Consider the following 15,899-nt stretch of genomic DNA (forward strand, 5'->3'; position numbering starts at 1 on the left):
CCGAGCTCAGCCATCCACCCATCCGTGTGCGTGCGCCATGCGCACCAGGTGCTGCCGCACGCGCAAAATCTGTTCCCCGGTGAGTCCGGGTGCCGACGCGAGCAGTAGCTCCGTCACTTCTTCAGTAAACTCTTTTGCCGTCAGCACATCGCACAGGCCGTCATCCGCACTGCGTGTGGCGCCCGTTCGAGGGGGTGGCACATATTCCGGCGCCTGCTCCAACAGCTGAACCGCGGAAGCTTTCAGGCCGCGCCCACTCTCCTCTATTTCGAACTCCACCCGGGCGCCGGTGGCTAACAGGGATTTGTCGAAGTCCAGGTCATTGACGTGGATGAACACATCCTCGCCACCGTCCTCCTGGCCAACGAACCCGTAGCCCCGCGCCTCGTCGAACTTCAGTACCCGCCCCACTGCCATAACTCCGCCTCCACAACAAGTCTGACTGATCCGTAGGTCGCGCCGCCACAAACAACCCCGCTTGCCGCAAAGATCCGCATACTCTTTTCCGTCTGAATCGCGGCCCGATCTTCTTGATCACTCCAGTTCTGGATGTTAGCACTGAGGAAATTCAGCATTTATTGGTGGAAGACTCGGCGGCATTCTTGCCGTAGCAACCATTCCCTACCCAACCGATCAGCGTTCGGTTAAGCTTCGCGCGGTGGACCTCAGGACCCCGAACCCGATGCACCACCGCTGCGCACCCCAGGACGCCTGGTCGACCGTCAACACCAGGGAGAACTATCCCGGCGTGATGAGCCCGCTGGGCGCCACGCTGTGGCTGCCGGTGTCCGACCTGGCGGTGAACGGAACCTTCCACGACTTCGGTGTGCTGCCCGCGTCGGAGATCCGGATCGCCGCCAACCCGGGCCAGGCCACCTCGGCGGTGTTCTTCGGCCGCTACACCGCGAACCTGAACTACTTCCGCCGGATGTGCGACCTGATGCCGGGCACCTCCGGGGCGGTGTTCGAGGAGCAGATCTTCGGCACGGTGCGGACCGACGCTCCCGACTACTCGTCCCGGCGGCGCTACCCGGTGATCGCGGTCAAGGCGCCCCTGCTGGTCGCCCGGCTGCCCCGGCGGATCCGGCGCATGTCCGCCCGGCTGAGCGGGTGGTGGCGCTGGGCCACCTCGCCGGCGGGCCTGGCGCGGCCGGCCGGCGTGCAGCTGCGGCAGGCCCGGCTGATGCTCGAGTACGCCATGCGTGAGCACGTGTCGGGCACCCTCGTGGCCCAGGCGGTGTTCGACAAGCTCGGCGGGCTGGCCGAGCGGGCCGGGGAGCCGGGGCTGCACCTCGAGCTGTCCTCCGGGCTCGGCCAGATGGTGGAGGTGGAGCTGGTCGCGGCGCTGCACCGGGTCGCCCGCGGCGAGCTGGGCCTGAACGGCTTCCTGGCCGACTACGGGTTCCGCTGTGCCGGCGAGGTGGAGATGTCCAACCCGTCATGGCGGGAACGTCCCGAACTGGTCGAGCGGCTGGTGCGCAAGTACCGCACCGCGCCCGAGGCGCCGGACCGGGCGGAGCGGCGCGAGGCCGACCGGCGAGCCGCGCGCCACCGCCTGCTCAGCGCCCTTTCCCCGGCCGACCGGGCGCTGGCCCGGATTCTGCTGCGGGTGGCGGCCGTGTTCATCCCCCTGCGCGAGGAGGGCAAGGCCGCCCTGGCCCGCGCGTTCGACGGCGCCCGCGCGGCCTCTCACGCCCGCAGCCGGGAGCTGGTGGCGGCCGGCGTGCTGGACGCCGAGGACGACATGTTCTACCTGACCTTCGAGGAGATCACCGGCACGCCGCCGGCCGACGCGAAAGGACTGGTGGCGGCCCGCCGGGAGCTGCGCGCGGCCTACGAGAAGATCGACGTGCCGGACTTCTGGCTGGGCAACCCGGAACCGGTCACCCCGGCCGCGCGGCCCGAGGAGCGGGCCGACCGGCTGACCGGCATCGCCGCCGCCTCCGGGGTGGTCCAGGGCCCGGCCAGGGTGGTCCACGACGCGGACGGCTGCGACGAGCTGGAGCCCGGCGAGATCCTGGTCTGCCGGGCCACCGACCCGTCCTGGGCCTCCGCCTTCCACCTGGCCGCCGGGGTCGTGATCGACATCGGCTCGGCCTCCTCGCACGGCGCGATCGTGGCCCGCGAGATGGGCCTGCCCTGCGTGATCAACACCGGCCGGGGCACGGCGGCGCTGCGCACCGGCGACCTGTTGCGGGTGGACGGCACGCTCGGCGAGGTCACCGTGCTCACCCGGGTGGAGGGGACGTAGCGGTTCCGCCCAGCCCTACAGCGGGTCGGTGACCCCGAGCGCGCCGAGCAGCGTGCGCAGCTTCGCGCTGGTCTCGGCCAGCTCGGTGACCGGGTTGGAGCCGTCCACCACGCCGGCGCCGGCGAACAGCCGCAACGCGCGGTCCCTCACCTCCGCGCTGCGGATGGTCACCGCCCATTCCCCGTCGCCACCGGGGGCGGACCAGCCGACCATGCCGGTGTAGTAACCCCGCTCCACCGTCTCCAGGTCGCCGATCGCCGCGCGCGCCTCGGCCAGCGGCACCCCGCACACCGCCGGAGTCGGGTGCAAGGCCTCGGCCAGCTCGAGCGCGGACACCTCGGGGTCGGCCAGCCGGCCGCTGATCCGGCTGGACAGGTGCCACATCGAGCCGGTGCCGATCACCGACGGCTCCTGGGGCACCCGCAGCCCCACGCAGTACCGGCCGAGCACCTCGGCCACCTGGGCGGCGACGAACTCGTGCTCCCGCCGGTCCTTGCCGGACGCCGCCAGCCGGTCCGCGCGCCGGCGGTCCTCCACCGGGTCGGCCGCCCGGGCCTCGGAGCCGGCCAGTGGGTTGGCCACCACCTGGTCCCCCCGCCGGCTCACCAGCAGCTCCGGGCTGGCCCCGAGCAGCGTGCGGGTGGCGTGGTCGCCGGGCTCGGAGACGTCCACCGCGAACACGTGCGCGCCCGGGTCGGTGCGCACCAACCGGGCCAGCACGGCCGGCACCGACACCCCCGACTCGGCGACCAGCTCGACGCAGCGGGCCAGCACCACCTTGCGCAGCGACCCGGCACCGATCAGGTCGAGCGCGCCGCGAACCGCGGCCAGGTACTCGTCGGGGGCGGTCAGGTGCCGGACCCGCCAGCACCCCGGCGACCAGCCCGGCTCGGCACCCGGCTCGAGTCCACCGGCCGAGCCGGCCCGACGCACCACCGACGGCACCACCAGGCTGGCCGGCGCTCCCGGCCCGAACCCGAGCGCGCCGACCACCATCGGGTCCGGCAAGCCGGCCGCCACAGCGTCCGCCAGCGCCCGCCGAACCGCCGCGACCCGGGCCCGGCAACCGCCTCCGGCGTCCACCACCGAGTGAACGCCGTCCGCGAGCAGGCTGCCGCTGGCCGAGGAGTAGAAGAACGAGCCGGGTAGATAGGCCCTGAGCAGGTCGGACGGGCTGTGCACGGGTCGCGGCCTGACCAAAGCCGAGGTGGACACACGTACTCCTTTCGGCCGGGTCGACGACTGGCCAACACCTACTTAATTAGGTAAGGCATACCTATCTGAACACCCTCGTTCGAGTGATGGCAAGGTGACTCGAGGAAGACCCGAGCCGATGTGCCCGCCGACACACGAGCCGAGAAACACCAGAGAACAGCAACCACACCGGTCACAGTGTCTCCGTCGGGCGCCAAATTGGGCGCCCAACCCAGCGCGCCGGCCCCGCCGGCGACGTCTCCGTCGGGCGCCAAACTGGGCGCCCAACCCAGCACGCCGGCTCCGCCGGAGTACTCAGACCGGCGGCACCATCCCGGAGATCCATCCGGTGGCGCCGCAGGTCGAGCAGGGCCGGGTCTCGAAACCGGTGACGAACTCCCCGCCGCCCATGGCCTCGGTGAGCGTGGCTCCACCGGACAGCACGGCCATCCTGGGCAGCACGCGCAGGCCCTTGCCGTCGCAGTCCCGGCACCAGGTACGCGGCACCCGGTGGCCCTTCGCGCCGCCCGCCTCGGCGCCCGGGTCGTCGGTCTCGTCCGGTTCGTCCGCCGGCATGGTGCCCCCTCCGCTAACCGTGGCGGGCGAGTCTAGCCCTTTCGGCATGCGTCACTCTCCGGACGGGCGGCGCAAATGAGGTACTAGTTCGTGATCAAACAATTGATTTAGTGTGCTCTTCCGTGAGAAGTTCGCAATACCATGGATGTATCGCCTAGCTCGGGTGCCAAGCTCGCCGCCCGGGTTGCCCGCCAGATCGAGGCCGAGGTCATCGCGGCGGGCTGGCCGGTCGGCCAGATTTTCGGTTCCGAGGCCGAGCTGATGGCGCGCTTCCAGGTCAGCCGATCGGTGTTGCGCGAGGCGATCCGCCTGGTCGAGCACCACCGGGTGGCGGTGATGCGGCGCGGGCCGGCCGGCGGGCTGGTCGTGCAGGCCCCGGACGCGCTGCCCTCGGCCCAGGCCCTGGTCATCTACCTGGCCCACGCGCACACCACCATCGACGACCTGATCAGTGCACGGCTCGTGCTGGAGCCGGCGACCGCCGCGATGGTCGCCCGCACGGTGACCGACAACGGGATCGCGCGGCTGCGCGCCGCGTTGGAACGCGAGGCAACCCCGCCGGATTTCCCCGGCTTGGAGCTGTTGGACGTCTCCGACGAGCTGCACGTGCTGCTCGGCGAGCTCTCCGGCAATCCGGTGCTGGCCCTGTTCATCGAGGTGCTCACGCTGCTCACCAGGCAGCACACCGAGGCCCGGACGGGCGGGCGAGCGGTGAGCGAGCAGGCCTCCGAGGCGGCCCGCAGGACGCACCGGGCCATTGTGGAGGCCACCGCCAGCCGGGACGTCACCCGCGCGGAGCAGCTGCTCGCCGCGCACCTGAGCGCCCTGGGCATGTGGCTGCGTGAGGATGTCCAGCAGAACGGCCACCTGCGCCAAGCCGGCGGGGTGGCCGCCGGCAGCCGGCACAACCAGCTCAAGCTGGCCGAGGTGGTCGCCGACCGGATCCAGCGCAACATCGCCCGGGAGATGCTCGCCGAGGGCGACCTGATCGGCACCGAGCAGGAGCTGATGAACCGGTACGGGATCAGCCGCGCCGTGCTGCGCGAGGCGGTACGCCTGCTGGAGTACCACTCGATCAGCGAAATGCGCCGGGGACCCGCCGGCGGCCTCTACGTCACCCGGCCGACCCCGGACGCGAGCATCGAGGCGATCACGCTCTACCTGGAGTACCAGGGCATCGACGCCCAGTCGCTGCGCGCGGTGCGCAACATCATCGAGCTGGGCTGCATCGACAGCGTGGTGGCCCGGCGCAACGTGGACGGGGTGGCGCGTCGGCTGCGCGCCACGGTGTGCGCCCGTCCGGCCACACCGGACGCGATGCTGGAGGAGGTCGGCTTCGAGTTCCACGCCGACCTCGGCCGGCTCACCGGAAACCCGGTGCTCGCGCTGTTCCTGCAGATCGTCACCGCGATCACCGCGCGCCTGTTCAACCCGCCGACCGGCGTGGCCTCCGCGCCGGAGCGCCGGGCGTTCGCCAACGAGATCGACCTGGCCCACCGCGGCATCGCCGAGGCGATCCTGATCGGCGACACGGCGGTGGCCAAGCGCCGCATGATGCTCCACCTGGACTCCGCGCCCGCCGACTGGTGGCAGCTCACCTGAACTTGCGGAACGCGGCGAGCTTGGCCTGGTGCTCCGACGACGCGATGAGTGCGCTGTTGGCGATCCGGTCCAGGTCCCGGGCGGTGGTCCGGTCGGCGGTGGCGGCCGCGTCGACCAGCAGCTTGGCCAGGCCGAGCGCCTCCCGGGGTTGCCCCGCCAGGTCCAGTGCGAACTCCCGGACCCGCCGGTCGAACTCGTCCTCCGGGTAGACCGCGTGCACCAGCCCGGCGGCGAGCGCCCGCTGCGCGTCCAGGGTCTGGCCGGCCATGGCCACCCACTTCGCCCAGTGCGGGCCGATCAGCCTGGTCAGCCGGCTGATCCCGCCGGAACCGGGCAGCGCGGCCAGGTTGCGCACCTCGGGCAGGCCGAAGGTGGTCCGCTCGGTGGCGAACCGGAAGTCGCAGCTGGCCGCCAGCTCCACGCCGATGCCCAGGCACGGCCCCTGGGCGGCCAGGATCACCGGCTTCTCCACCGCCTCGATCCGGTCGAACAGCTCGTGCAGCCCCCGGTAGGCCCGGCGGAAGTCGCTGCCCCGCACACCGGGGCCGGTGTCCCCGACAGGCAGCGCGGTGATGTCGGCGCCCGCCGTGAAGTACCGCCCCGCCGCGGTGATCACCAGCGCTCCGGCGTCGTCCCGATCGGCCAACTCGGCCACCGCGGCCCGCAGCCCGTCCAGCATGTCGCCGGTCACCGCGTTGAGCTTCCGGTCACGGGTGAGGCGGACGGTGAGCACACCGCCCGCCTCCTCCCGCGCGAAGTTCACTTCGGGGGCATGCGGATCGCGCCGTCCAGGCGGATCGTCTCGCCGTTCATGTAGTCGTTGGTGAGCACCTCGACCGCCATCGAGGCGAACTCGTCCGCCGTGCCCAGCCGGTTCGGGTAGACCACGCTCTGCCCGAGCTGCGCCTTGAACGCCTCGGCCTTCTCCCCCGTGCCGTAGATCGGGGTGTCGATCAGGCCCGGGGCGATGGTGTTCACCCGGATCCCGTGCCGGGCCAGGTCGCGGGCCATCGGCAGGGTCATGCCGACCACGCCGCCCTTGCTGGCCGAGTACGGGGTCTGCCCGATCTGGCCGTCGAAGGCGGCGGCCGATGCGGTGTTCAGGATGGCGCCGCGCGAGGTGCCGTCCGCGAGTGGTTCGGTCTTGGCCATCGCCGAGGCCGCCAGCCGGGCGCAGTTGTAGCTGCCGACCAGGTTCACCCGGATCACGAACTCGAACTGCTCCAGCGGGATCGGGCTCAGGTCCCGGCCGATGATGCGCGCGGCCCGGCCGAGGCCGGCGCTGTTCACCAGCACCCGCAGCGGACCCATCTCGGAGGCCGCCTCCACCGCCGCCTGCACCTGCGCCTCGTCGGCCACGTCCGCCTTGACGAAGTCGCCGCCGATCTCCTGGGCGACCGCCTTGCCCGCCTCCTCGTTCAGGTCGAGCACCACCACCTTCGCGCCACGCCGCGCGAGCAACCGCGAGGTCGCCTCGCCGAGGCCGGAGGCGCCACCCGTGACGATCGCCGAGGCACCCGAAATGTCCATGGCCGAGGATCCTTTCTCCGAACGTTCGTTAAACCCGGGTCAGCTCACCACACCCGGCCCGATCTTGCGCGGCGACTCCCACCGTTGGGCGGCCGGGGTACACCGCTGGGCGCGGACACGCCCTCGGCGCCGCGTCCGTCACACCGGTCGACGTACGTTCGGCGAGAATTTCGTCACGGCGCGTTAGTTCAGCGCCAGAAATGGGCACCCTCGCGGTGATGCCAACAGGCAGACACGGTGTCGATGTTCCCGGGAGGCCGCGTGACCGCGCTGACTTTCCACGATGTGTTGCCCGCCGACGCGTGGGCACCCCGCCGGGTACGGCACCGCCTGCGCGCCTGGCTCGAGGAGCTGTGCTGGCCGGGCGACGACGCCGACGACCTCATCCTGGCGGTCAACGAGGCGGTCTCGAACGTCGTCGACCACGCCTACCCCGCCGACGAGATCGGCTTCGTGTGGGTGGACGCCAGCCTCACCGACGCCCCGGACGGCTCGCCCCGGCTGTCCGTGATCGTCGCGGACAACGGCCGGTGGCAGGAGCCGGCCAGCGACCCCGGCTACCGCCAGCGCGGCATCCGGCTGATGCGCGGGGTGACCGAGTTCCTGCACATCGACGGCGGCCACCGCGGTACCCGGGTGGAGATGACCAGCCAGCCCAGCCAGCGGGTGGACCTGCCCGACCCCGCGCCGCTGACCAGCTCGGACGAAGTTTGGCGCAGCACGTCGTCCGCGTGAGACAAGCCACAGCGGCATCAGTACCCTGGAGACATGGGACAACGAGAACACATGACCGTGGTCCCCGCCCTGGTGGGGCTACCGGCCACGGCCGCGCACGACAAGGCACTGGACGCGCATCTGCTCGCTGTGGACCAGGACCCCAGCCACAAGGCCTCGGTGGTCGGCACGGTGACCGCACAGGACCCGGCGGCGGGTAGCTACCTCGAGCCCGGACACAAGGTGCTGATCTGGGTCAGCACCGGCCCCTCCGACGACGGCGGAGGCGGCGGCAACCAGCCATTACCCACCGGTCCCGCCCCGAAGGCGCCGGCCGGCGCCAAGTAGCGCGCGGGTCAGGGCGCTTCCGCGACCGCCTTGATGCGTTCCAGGGTGGCCTGGATGTTCTTCCGGTTGTAGCGCCCGCGCCGGCGTCCCGCGAGCGCCCAGTACGCCTTGGTGAACGGCGACTCGACCAGGGCGAAGGACTCGGTGACGTCCGCCCCCTCGCCGCTCGGCTCGAACCGGTAGTGCCAGGTGTTGATCGGTTTGTCCCCACCCAGCACGTCGAAGCCGAACTCCCGGCCCGGCTCGCAGGCGGTGATCCGGCAGACCGTCCAGTACACCGGCCCCCGGCCGTTGCGCTTCACGTGGCCCCGGAACCGCACCCCCACCGCCGGCCCGGTCGCGCCGTCCAGCCACTCCGCCTCGAAGGTCTCCGGGCTGAACCTGCCCGTGTTGGTGATGTCGGAGACCAGCTCCCACACCCGCTCGGGCGTCGCCGCCATGTGCATGGTCACCGAGTCGCGCACCCTGCTACCTCCTGTTTCGGGTCGGGTCAGTGGGGAAGCACGAAGCCGCCGCTCTCCTCGCCGGCCGGCGCCCGGCGCTGTTCGGGCACGGCCGGCACCGGTCCGCTCAGCGCGCGGTCCCGACGCACGACCAGCACCGCGGTCAGGTATGCCTCCGGCGGGGTGTCGCCCGGCGGGGGCGGGCTCACCACTGCGGCCACCTGGCTGGCCAGGTCGTGGGCCAGCGCGTGCCGGCGGCCCGGGTCCAGCTGTCCGGCCCGGCCCAGGAACTGGCGCACCCGCAGCGCCAGGGCGTCCGGCAGGCCGGCCAGCTGCAGCGCCTTCGCCCAGTCGGCCAGCGGTGCCGGCATGACCAGCTCCGCCTGCTCCGGCATACCCTGGCGCTCGCGCACGACCAACGTGCCGGCGAGCATGTCGCCGACCCGCCGGCCCCGTTCGGAGAGCAGCGAGGTCAGCACGCCGATCACCCCGGTGGAGCCGCTGGCCACCCCGAAGTCCACGATCAGCCCGCCCAGGCCCCGGGCCAGTGCCTGGCGGAACCGGATCGGGCCGCCGTCCTCGCGCACCACGCGCAGGCCCATGGCCATCTTGCCCAGGGTGCGGCCCCTGGTCAGCGTCTCCATGGTCACCGGGTAGCCGACGAAGACCCCCACGTACACGGCCAGGCCCACCGCGGCGGCCATCGCCGGGTCCCCCTCGATCCCGGGCAGCGCCACCAGCAGCAGCGCCACGACCACGGGACACATGACCAGCAGGTCGATGCCGAAGGCGACCGCACGGCTGGGCAGCTTGGCCGGCCGCAGCTCCAGCACCACGGCTTCGCCGGTGACGAGATCACTCACGCGCGCTAGTGTGCCCGCTCGGAAGGGTTGGCGGAATGGATATCGACGCGTATGTCGCGCGACACCGCCCCGACTGGGGACGGCTAGACGAGCTGCTCCGCCGCCGGTCGCTGACCGGCGCCGAGGCCGACGAGCTGGTCGCCCTGTACCAGCGGGCCGCGACCCACCTCTCCACCGTGCGGTCCAGCTCGCCGGACCCGGCGCTGGTCGGCTGGCTGTCCTCGCTGGTCGCCCGGGCGCGCGCGGCGGTGACCGGTGCGCACAGCCCGGCCTGGCGGGACGCGGCCCGGTTCTTCCTGGTCGGGTTCCCCGGCGCCTGCTACGCGACCCGCCGCTGGGCGCTGGCGGTGGCGGCGGTGATGCTGCTGGTGGCCTGGGTGGCCGGCGCCTGGGTGGCCGGCGACCCGCGGGTACGGTCCAGCCTCGCCACCCCGGAGCAGATCCGCCGGCTGACCGAGCACGACTTCGCGGCGTACTACTCGTCCGCGCCGGCCGGCTCGTTCGGCGCGCAGGTGTGGACCAACAACGCCTTCGTCGCCGCCATCTGCCTGGTCTCCGGGATCCTGCTGCTGCCGGTGGTCTGGGTGCTGCTGCAGAACGCGGTGAACGTCGGCGTGACCGCTGGGCTGATGGCCGCCGCCGACCGGCTGGACGTGTTCTTCGGCCTGATCACCCCGCACGGCCTGCTCGAGCTGACCATGGTGTTCTTCGCCGGCGGCGCCGGCCTGCGCCTGGGCTGGACACTGGTCGACCCCGGGCCGCTGCCCCGGCGCGCGGCGGTGGCGGCGCGCGGCCGGGCCACCGTGGGGATGGCGCTGGGCATCGGGCTGGTGTTGCTGGTGGCCGGTGCCATCGAGGCCTTCGTGACCCCGTCCGGCCTGCCCACCTGGGCGAAGATCGTCATCGGGGCGCTGGCCGAAGGTCTCTTCCTCGGCTACGTCCGGGTGTTCGGCCGGCGCGCGGCGCGGGCCGGGGAGACCGGCGACATCGCCGCCGAACAACGCGGCGACACGGTTCCGACCGCTGGTTAGGGGCCTTCCGCCACGGCCGACGACCACGTCCTTGGAGCACGGCCGCGACGCCTCGGGCCTGTGACAATGTGCGCCTCGGCGAGCGTCGGCGCGGTTGGTCGGCGGGGCGTTTCATGGTCAAGTAGCGGTGAGAGACAGTTTGACGACCGGAAACGTCTCTTGCTGCGACATGACCATGAACCCGGGGCCGAGCACATCCCGGCCACCGCGACCAGACTGAAGCCTGACCACACGAGGCCGTTCGCCGACAAACCTCACGTTAGAGCTTCCCCGTGGACTTCAGGTCCAGGTAGGCGTCGGCCACCCGGGGCGCGAGCTCTTCGGGTGGTGCGTCCACCACGATCACGCCGCGCCGGCCGAGCAGCCGGGCGGTGTGCGCCCGCTCGGCCAGCGCCCGTTCGGCGGCGGCCGCCTGATACACCGACGCGAGGTCACCCCGGCCGGCGGCCAGCTCGGCCACCGAGGGATCGGCCACCGAGGCCACCAGCACCCGGTGCCGGTGCACCAGCGCGGGCAGCCCGGGCAGCAGCCCGGCCTCCACCGGCGCCGGGTCCAGCCCGGTGAACAGCACCACCAGCGACCGGCGCGGCGTCCGCGTCAGCACGGTGCTGACCAGGCCGGACACGTCGGTCTCCACCAGCTCGGGGCGCACCGGCGCCATCGCGTCCACCAGCGCCGGCAGCAGTGCACCCCGAGCGACCCCGGACACGCTCGCCCGCACGGCCCGGTCGTAGGCGAGCAGGTCCACCCGGTCGCCGGCCCGGGAGGCCAGCGCGGCCAGCAGCAGCGCGGCGTCCATCGCGGCGTCCAGCTTCGGCTGGTCGCGCACCCGGCCGGCGGCGGTGCGCCCGGTGTCCAGCACCAGCAGCAGGTGCCGGTCCCGCTCCGGGCGCCAGGTGCGCACGACCAGGTTGGTGGACCGCGCGGTGGCCCGCCAGTCGATGGCCCGCACGTCGTCGCCCAGCACGTACTCCCGCAGCGAGTCGAACTCGGTCCCCTGGCCCCGAACCCGCACCGCCGAGCGCCCGTCCAGCTCACGCAGCCGGGCCAGCCGCGACGGCAGGTGGCGCCGGGATGTGAACGGCGGCAGCGCGCGGACCGTCCACGGCACCGCCCGGCCGCGCTGCCGGGCGGCCAGCCCGAGCGGCCCGACCGACCGCACGGTCACCCGCGACGCTTCCCGGTCTCCCCGGCGGGTCGGCCGCAGGGTCAGGGTGAGCCGGCGGCGCTCCCCCGGCGGGACGTGCAGCCGGTGCCGGTCCTCCACGACGCCCGCGCTGGGCGGCCAGGCGTCCCGCAGCACGCCGCGCAGCGGGCGCCGGGACGGGTTGCCCACGACCAGGTGCACGGTGGCCGTCTCACCCAACCGCACCGAGGTGTCCCCCGACCGGCTCAGCCGCAGCGCCGCCACCGGTGCCGCCAGCGCGACGTCCACCAGCACCGCGAGCAGCAACAACGCCTGGACCGCCGCGAAGGCCGACCACCCCGGCGCCGCCCCGGCCACCAGCGCGCCGAGCACGGCCAGCAGCGCGGTGCGCCCGGTGACGGCCACGGCTAGCGGGGCACCGGGACGGCGCCGAGCACCCCGTCCAGCACACCGTCCGCGCCCACCCCGTCCAGCTCGGCCTCCGGGCGCAGCCGCAGCCGGTGCCGCAGCACCGGCCGGGCCAGCGCCTTCACGTCGTCCGGGGTGACGTAGTCCCGCCCGGCCAGCCAGGCGGCGGCGCGGCTGGCGGCCAGCAGCGCGGTGGCCGCCCGGGGCGAGGCGCCCAGCGAGACGGCGGCGGAGCCCCGGGTCGCCCGGCACACGTCGACCAGGTACCCGAGCACCTCCTCGGCCACCGTCACCCGGCGCACCGCATCCCGGCCGGCGGCCAGCTCCGCCGCCCCGGCCACCGGGCCCACCCCGGCGGCGGCCAGGTCGGCGGGGTCGAAGCCGGCCGCGTGCCGGCCCACGATGTCCAACTCCTCGTCCCGCTCGGGCAGCGGCATGGTCAGCTTCAGCTGGAACCGGTCCAGCTGGGCCTCGGGCAACGGGTAGGTGCCCTCGTACTCCACCGGGTTCTGCGTGGCGACCACCAGGAACGGGTCGGGCAGCGGCCGGCCGACCCCGTCCACCGACACCTGCCGCTCCTCCATCGCCTCCAGCAGCGAGGCCTGGGTCTTCGGCGGGGTGCGGTTGATCTCGTCGGCAAGCAGCAGGTTGGTGAACACCGGGCCGGCCCGGAAGGAGAACTCGGCGCCCCTGGTGTCGTACACCAGCGACCCGGTGACGTCCCCCGGCATCAGGTCGGGGGTGAACTGGACCCGCTTGCTGTCCAGCGTCAGCCCCCGGGCCAGTGCCCGGACCAGCAGGGTCTTCGCCACGCCCGGCACGCCCTCGATCAGCACGTGCCCCCGGCAGAGCAGCGCGACCACCAGTCCGGTGACCGCGGCGTCCTGCCCGACGACGGCCTTGCCCACCTCCTGGCGCAACGCGTGCAGCGCGTCCCGCGCGGCGTCGGTCGAGACGGTCTCGGGTGTCACCTCTGGCGTACCTCTCGCTCTAGGGCGTCCAGCTCGTCGGCCAGGCGGACCAGGGCCGGGTCGTCCGTAGGCGCCGCACCGTACAACAGGGCTCGCAGGTCGGCCGTCGGACGGCCGGTGCGCCTGTGTACGGCGTCGACCAGCACCTCGGCTGGCTCGTCCCCGCCGGCCAAGGCGAGCCGGGCGCGCAGCCGGGCCCGGGCGGCCGCCCGCAACGCCCCGGCGGCGTGCCCCCGGTCGCCGGACCGGCGGTACAGCCGGCCCCGGCCCTCCACCACCTCGACCGCCCGCACCGCCACCGGCAGGGGCTCGCCGACCACCGGCCCCAGCCGCCTCCCCCGCCACAACGCGGCGACCACGGCCGCCATCGCCAGCTGGGCGGCGGCCCACAGCCAGCCGCTCGGGAGCAGTTCCAGCAGGCCCCGGCGCTGGTCCACCGGCGCGGCCTCCGGCATCGGCAGGTACCACAGCAGCGTCGGCTTCCCGCCGAGCAGCCGCATGGCCAGCGCCGCGTTCCCCTCCTCGGCCAGGCGGTCGTTGGTCAGCGGGACCGGGGTGCCGATCACGGTGATCGTCCGAGCCCCCTCGGTGACCTGGACCAGGGCCGCGCCGGCCTCGCCCGGGTAGCACCGCACCCCCGCCGCCGCGGCGTACAGCACACCACCCAGCTCGGCCGGGCCGGCCGGCTCCGCCAGTGCGCACGCCGGGGGCACGGTGTCCACCGGCGCGAACAGGGTTTCCTCGGTCACCCCGGGGGCCAGTCCGGCCAGCACCTCCCGGCCCGGGTCCACCAGCAGCAGGTTCGCGGCGGACCGGCGCACCGCGTCCACCTGGTGGGCCGCCAACCGCCGGGGCGCCGTCACCAGAACGGTGGTGTCCGGCCCGGCGGCGGCTACCTCGGCGCTGGTCCGCACGGCGGTCACCGCCACGCCCTCGGCCCGCAGCAGGCGCACCAGCGCGAGCGACCCCTCGGGCCGGGCCGCCTCCGGGTTCAACAGCCCGGCCGCCGGCCGGTGAGCCAGCGCCGCGACCACCAGCCCGGTGACCAGCACCAGCAAACCCACCGCGACCGGCCCCCGGGCGGATCGCCAGAGTTCCGCGCCCGCGCGCCGTGCACCGTGTCCCCCGCGCGCGCCCGCTCGGCCAGCGCGTTCCGCATTGGTCATCCGACGGCGCCCACCCGTGCCTCGGGCCGGGCCCGCCGGACGGCCGCGTCCACCTCACGCAGCCGCTGGTCCATGTCCGCGGTGGCCGGCCGCCCGCCGTACCAGACCTCGTCGAAGGTACGGGACGCCGAGCGCATCGCCTCGGCGCACTCCGGCAGCTCCCGGCCCGCGGCCTCGGCTACCTCGTCGGCGGTGCGACCCGCGCGGTACGGCACGAGGTCCCGCTCCTCCAGCTCCCGCACCACCGCCCGGAACCGCTCCCGCACGGCCAGCGCCCACTCCCCGGCGGCGGCGTACCCGTCGGCCGACGCCCGGTGATCGGCGGCGGACCGCCGGGGCCGGTCGAACGGCCCCTCTCCACCGGCCACCGCGCGGCCCAGCCGGCCGGCCACCACCCGCACCGCCACCGCGACCAGCACCAGGACCACGACCAGCGCGAGCAGCCCGAGGTAGCCCCCGGCCGCGTGCGCCGCCGCGCGCTCGAACAGCTCGTCCAGCCGGTCGAACAGCCAGGTCAGCACCCGCTCCGGCAGCGAGGGCCCTTCGACCAGGTACTCGGGGCGGGCCAGCTCCCGCGCCGCCGCCTCCGCCGCCGCGTCCCGCCCGATGTCCACCGGGACCTCACTCATCGGGCCGGGCCTGCGCCATTCGGGCCAGCTCCAGGTCCAGTCCCTCCCGGCGGATCCGCTGGTCGATGTACAGCAGCCCGGTCACCCCGGCGATGAACGGCGCGGTCACCGTGGTCGCCAGGATCGTGCCCACGGTGGACAGCAGCAGCATCGGCAGGGGGACCCCGACGCCGTCGAACGCCTGGCTGAAGCCACCGGAGGCGAGCATGCCGGCGAGGGTGAACGGCACGGAGAGGATCATGCTGAGTACCACGGCGATCAGCTGGGCCAGAAGCACGATGCCGAACACCCGCCACCACTGGCCCCGGACCAGCCGTGCGGAGCGCACCAGCGCGCCGGGCACCGTGCCGGGTTCCAGCACGTACACCGGCGCCGCCATCACCCAGCGCGTCATCAGGTAGACCAGCGCGACGAACGCACCGAGCGCCCACAGCACGCCCACCGGCACCGCCACCGCGGGCGGCGGGCTCAGCGCGGCCAACCCCACCAGCGGCATCACCGCCAGCAGCACCAGCCCGAACGCGGCGAGGGCGAGCAACACCACCACGCCGAGCAGGCCGAGCAGCCGGGGCCGGGTGGCCGCCCACACCTCCCGCATGGACGGGCGCTGGCCGAGCACCGCCCGGGCCAGCACCGAGATCAGCAGGCCGTTCAGGATGGTACCGACCACGAAGCTGACCAGCACGGCGAACATCGTCGCGCCCAGCGTCCCGGCCATCGTCTCCCGCAGCGACCGCGCCGGTTGCATGTTCGCCATCAGCACGGTCGCCGGCGCCTGCACCAGCTCGGACAGCGAGGTCACGATCGCCGCCAGGCCCAGCGTGACCTTAGGGTTCGCCCGCACGTAGGAGATCGCGCCGTCCAGGATCTCGCCGATGCCGAGCGGGCGCAGCGGGATCACCCCGGGCTTCGGCGCGGCGGCCGGCGGGCCCCAGCCCGGGTAGTTCGGCGGCTCGGTCATCGGTTCCCCCCGATCCGACATCGCGATGACCTGGTCATGGTGGCAGAGCGGAGACCCCGGACGCC

At 73.6% G+C, this 15,899-nt stretch carries 17 protein-coding genes; 5 read left to right on the top strand and 12 right to left on the bottom strand.

Translation table 11 applies throughout. The annotated features are described in order from the left end of the window. Positions 1–6: 6 nt before the first annotated feature. On the bottom strand, positions 7–417 hold the full coding sequence (locus ABEB12_RS38660) for a cold shock domain-containing protein (RefSeq protein ID WP_185062134.1): 411 nt from the start codon (positions 415–417) through the stop codon (positions 7–9). A 241-nt stretch (positions 418–658) separates the two neighbouring features. Between ABEB12_RS38660 and ABEB12_RS38665 the strand changes: the two genes are divergently transcribed. Further along, positions 659–2,251, top strand: a complete 1,593-nt coding sequence (locus ABEB12_RS38665; protein ID WP_221498180.1) for a PEP-utilizing enzyme — start codon at positions 659–661, stop codon at positions 2,249–2,251. Between the two features lie 15 nt (positions 2,252–2,266). Here ABEB12_RS38665 and ABEB12_RS38670 read toward each other — a convergent pair whose 3' ends face one another. Next, positions 2,267–3,466, bottom strand: coding sequence for an isochorismate synthase (locus ABEB12_RS38670; RefSeq protein WP_185062135.1), 1,200 nt, complete (start codon positions 3,464–3,466; stop codon positions 2,267–2,269). Positions 3,467–3,760: 294 nt separating this feature from the next. Then, positions 3,761–4,021, bottom strand: a complete 261-nt coding sequence (locus ABEB12_RS38675; RefSeq protein WP_185062136.1) for a hypothetical protein — start codon at positions 4,019–4,021, stop codon at positions 3,761–3,763. A gap of 141 nt (positions 4,022–4,162) precedes the next feature. On the opposite strand from ABEB12_RS38675, the gene ABEB12_RS38680 reads away from it, so the two are divergent. Then, on the top strand, positions 4,163–5,623 hold the full coding sequence (locus ABEB12_RS38680; protein ID WP_185062137.1) for an FCD domain-containing protein: 1,461 nt from the start codon (positions 4,163–4,165) through the stop codon (positions 5,621–5,623). On the opposite strand, the gene ABEB12_RS38685 is transcribed toward ABEB12_RS38680, so the two are convergent. Then, complete coding sequence (locus ABEB12_RS38685; protein ID WP_185062138.1) at positions 5,616–6,386, bottom strand: enoyl-CoA hydratase-related protein; 771 nt, start codon at positions 6,384–6,386, stop codon at positions 5,616–5,618. The genes ABEB12_RS38680 and ABEB12_RS38685 overlap by 8 nt on opposite strands. Beyond that, positions 6,383–7,153 carry an SDR family NAD(P)-dependent oxidoreductase gene (locus ABEB12_RS38690; protein WP_185062139.1) on the bottom strand — a complete coding sequence of 257 codons (771 nt, stop codon included), beginning with the start codon at positions 7,151–7,153 and terminating at the stop codon, positions 6,383–6,385. Before ABEB12_RS38690 ends, ABEB12_RS38685 begins: the two co-directional genes overlap by 4 nt. A 261-nt stretch (positions 7,154–7,414) precedes the next feature. Here ABEB12_RS38690 and ABEB12_RS38695 point away from each other — a divergent pair, with 261 nt between their 5' ends. After that, the gene (locus ABEB12_RS38695; RefSeq protein ID WP_185062140.1) at positions 7,415–7,888 is read left to right on the top strand and encodes an ATP-binding protein; all 474 of its coding nucleotides are present in this window, start codon (positions 7,415–7,417) and stop codon (positions 7,886–7,888) included. A gap of 33 nt (positions 7,889–7,921) precedes the next feature. Then, positions 7,922–8,215, top strand: a complete 294-nt coding sequence (locus ABEB12_RS38700; protein ID WP_185062141.1) for a PASTA domain-containing protein — start codon at positions 7,922–7,924, stop codon at positions 8,213–8,215. 8 nt (positions 8,216–8,223) lie between these two features. On the opposite strand, the gene ABEB12_RS38705 is transcribed toward ABEB12_RS38700, so the two are convergent. Together ABEB12_RS38705 and ABEB12_RS38710 are read right to left on the bottom strand one after the other, a co-directional pair. Further along, positions 8,224–8,679: an SRPBCC family protein gene (locus ABEB12_RS38705; protein ID WP_185062142.1), complete on the bottom strand. Its 456-nt coding sequence runs from the start codon at positions 8,677–8,679 to the stop codon at positions 8,224–8,226. Between the two features lie 26 nt (positions 8,680–8,705). Next, positions 8,706–9,521 (bottom strand): RDD family protein, encoded by an 816-nt coding sequence (locus tag ABEB12_RS38710; protein ID WP_185062143.1) that lies wholly within the window; start codon positions 9,519–9,521, stop codon positions 8,706–8,708. A 35-nt stretch (positions 9,522–9,556) separates the two neighbouring features. Here ABEB12_RS38710 and ABEB12_RS38715 point away from each other — a divergent pair, with 35 nt between their 5' ends. Continuing rightward, on the top strand, positions 9,557–10,552 hold the full coding sequence (locus ABEB12_RS38715; protein ID WP_185062144.1) for a stage II sporulation protein M: 996 nt from the start codon (positions 9,557–9,559) through the stop codon (positions 10,550–10,552). Positions 10,553–10,811: 259 nt separating this feature from the next. Here the strand turns inward: ABEB12_RS38715 and ABEB12_RS38720 are convergent, their stop codons facing one another. The 5 genes from ABEB12_RS38720 to ABEB12_RS38740 all read right to left on the bottom strand — a co-directional run bounded on the left by ABEB12_RS38720 (position 10,812) and on the right by ABEB12_RS38740 (position 15,834). Continuing rightward, the gene (locus ABEB12_RS38720; RefSeq protein WP_185062145.1) at positions 10,812–12,104 is read right to left on the bottom strand and encodes a DUF58 domain-containing protein; all 1,293 of its coding nucleotides are present in this window, start codon (positions 12,102–12,104) and stop codon (positions 10,812–10,814) included. Positions 12,105–12,106: 2 nt separating this feature from the next. Beyond that, positions 12,107–13,078 carry an AAA family ATPase gene (locus ABEB12_RS38725; RefSeq protein ID WP_185062146.1) on the bottom strand — a complete coding sequence of 324 codons (972 nt, stop codon included), beginning with the start codon at positions 13,076–13,078 and terminating at the stop codon, positions 12,107–12,109. Further along, complete coding sequence (locus ABEB12_RS38730) at positions 13,075–14,142, bottom strand: DUF4350 domain-containing protein (protein ID WP_185062147.1); 1,068 nt, start codon at positions 14,140–14,142, stop codon at positions 13,075–13,077. The genes ABEB12_RS38725 and ABEB12_RS38730 overlap by 4 nt, the downstream gene beginning before the upstream one ends. Positions 14,143–14,240: 98 nt before the next feature. Beyond that, positions 14,241–14,873, bottom strand: coding sequence for a DUF4129 domain-containing protein (locus tag ABEB12_RS38735; RefSeq protein WP_185062148.1), 633 nt, complete (start codon positions 14,871–14,873; stop codon positions 14,241–14,243). After that, entirely contained in the window at positions 14,866–15,834 is a 969-nt protein-coding gene (locus ABEB12_RS38740) for a glycerophosphoryl diester phosphodiesterase membrane domain-containing protein (RefSeq protein WP_185062149.1), read from the bottom strand. The genes ABEB12_RS38735 and ABEB12_RS38740 overlap by 8 nt, the downstream gene beginning before the upstream one ends. Between the last annotated feature and the right edge of the window lie 65 nt (positions 15,835–15,899).

Source organism: Actinospineispora eucalypti (assembly GCF_039543365.1).
Taxonomy (GTDB): domain Bacteria; phylum Actinomycetota; class Actinomycetes; order Mycobacteriales; family Pseudonocardiaceae; genus Pseudonocardia; species Pseudonocardia eucalypti.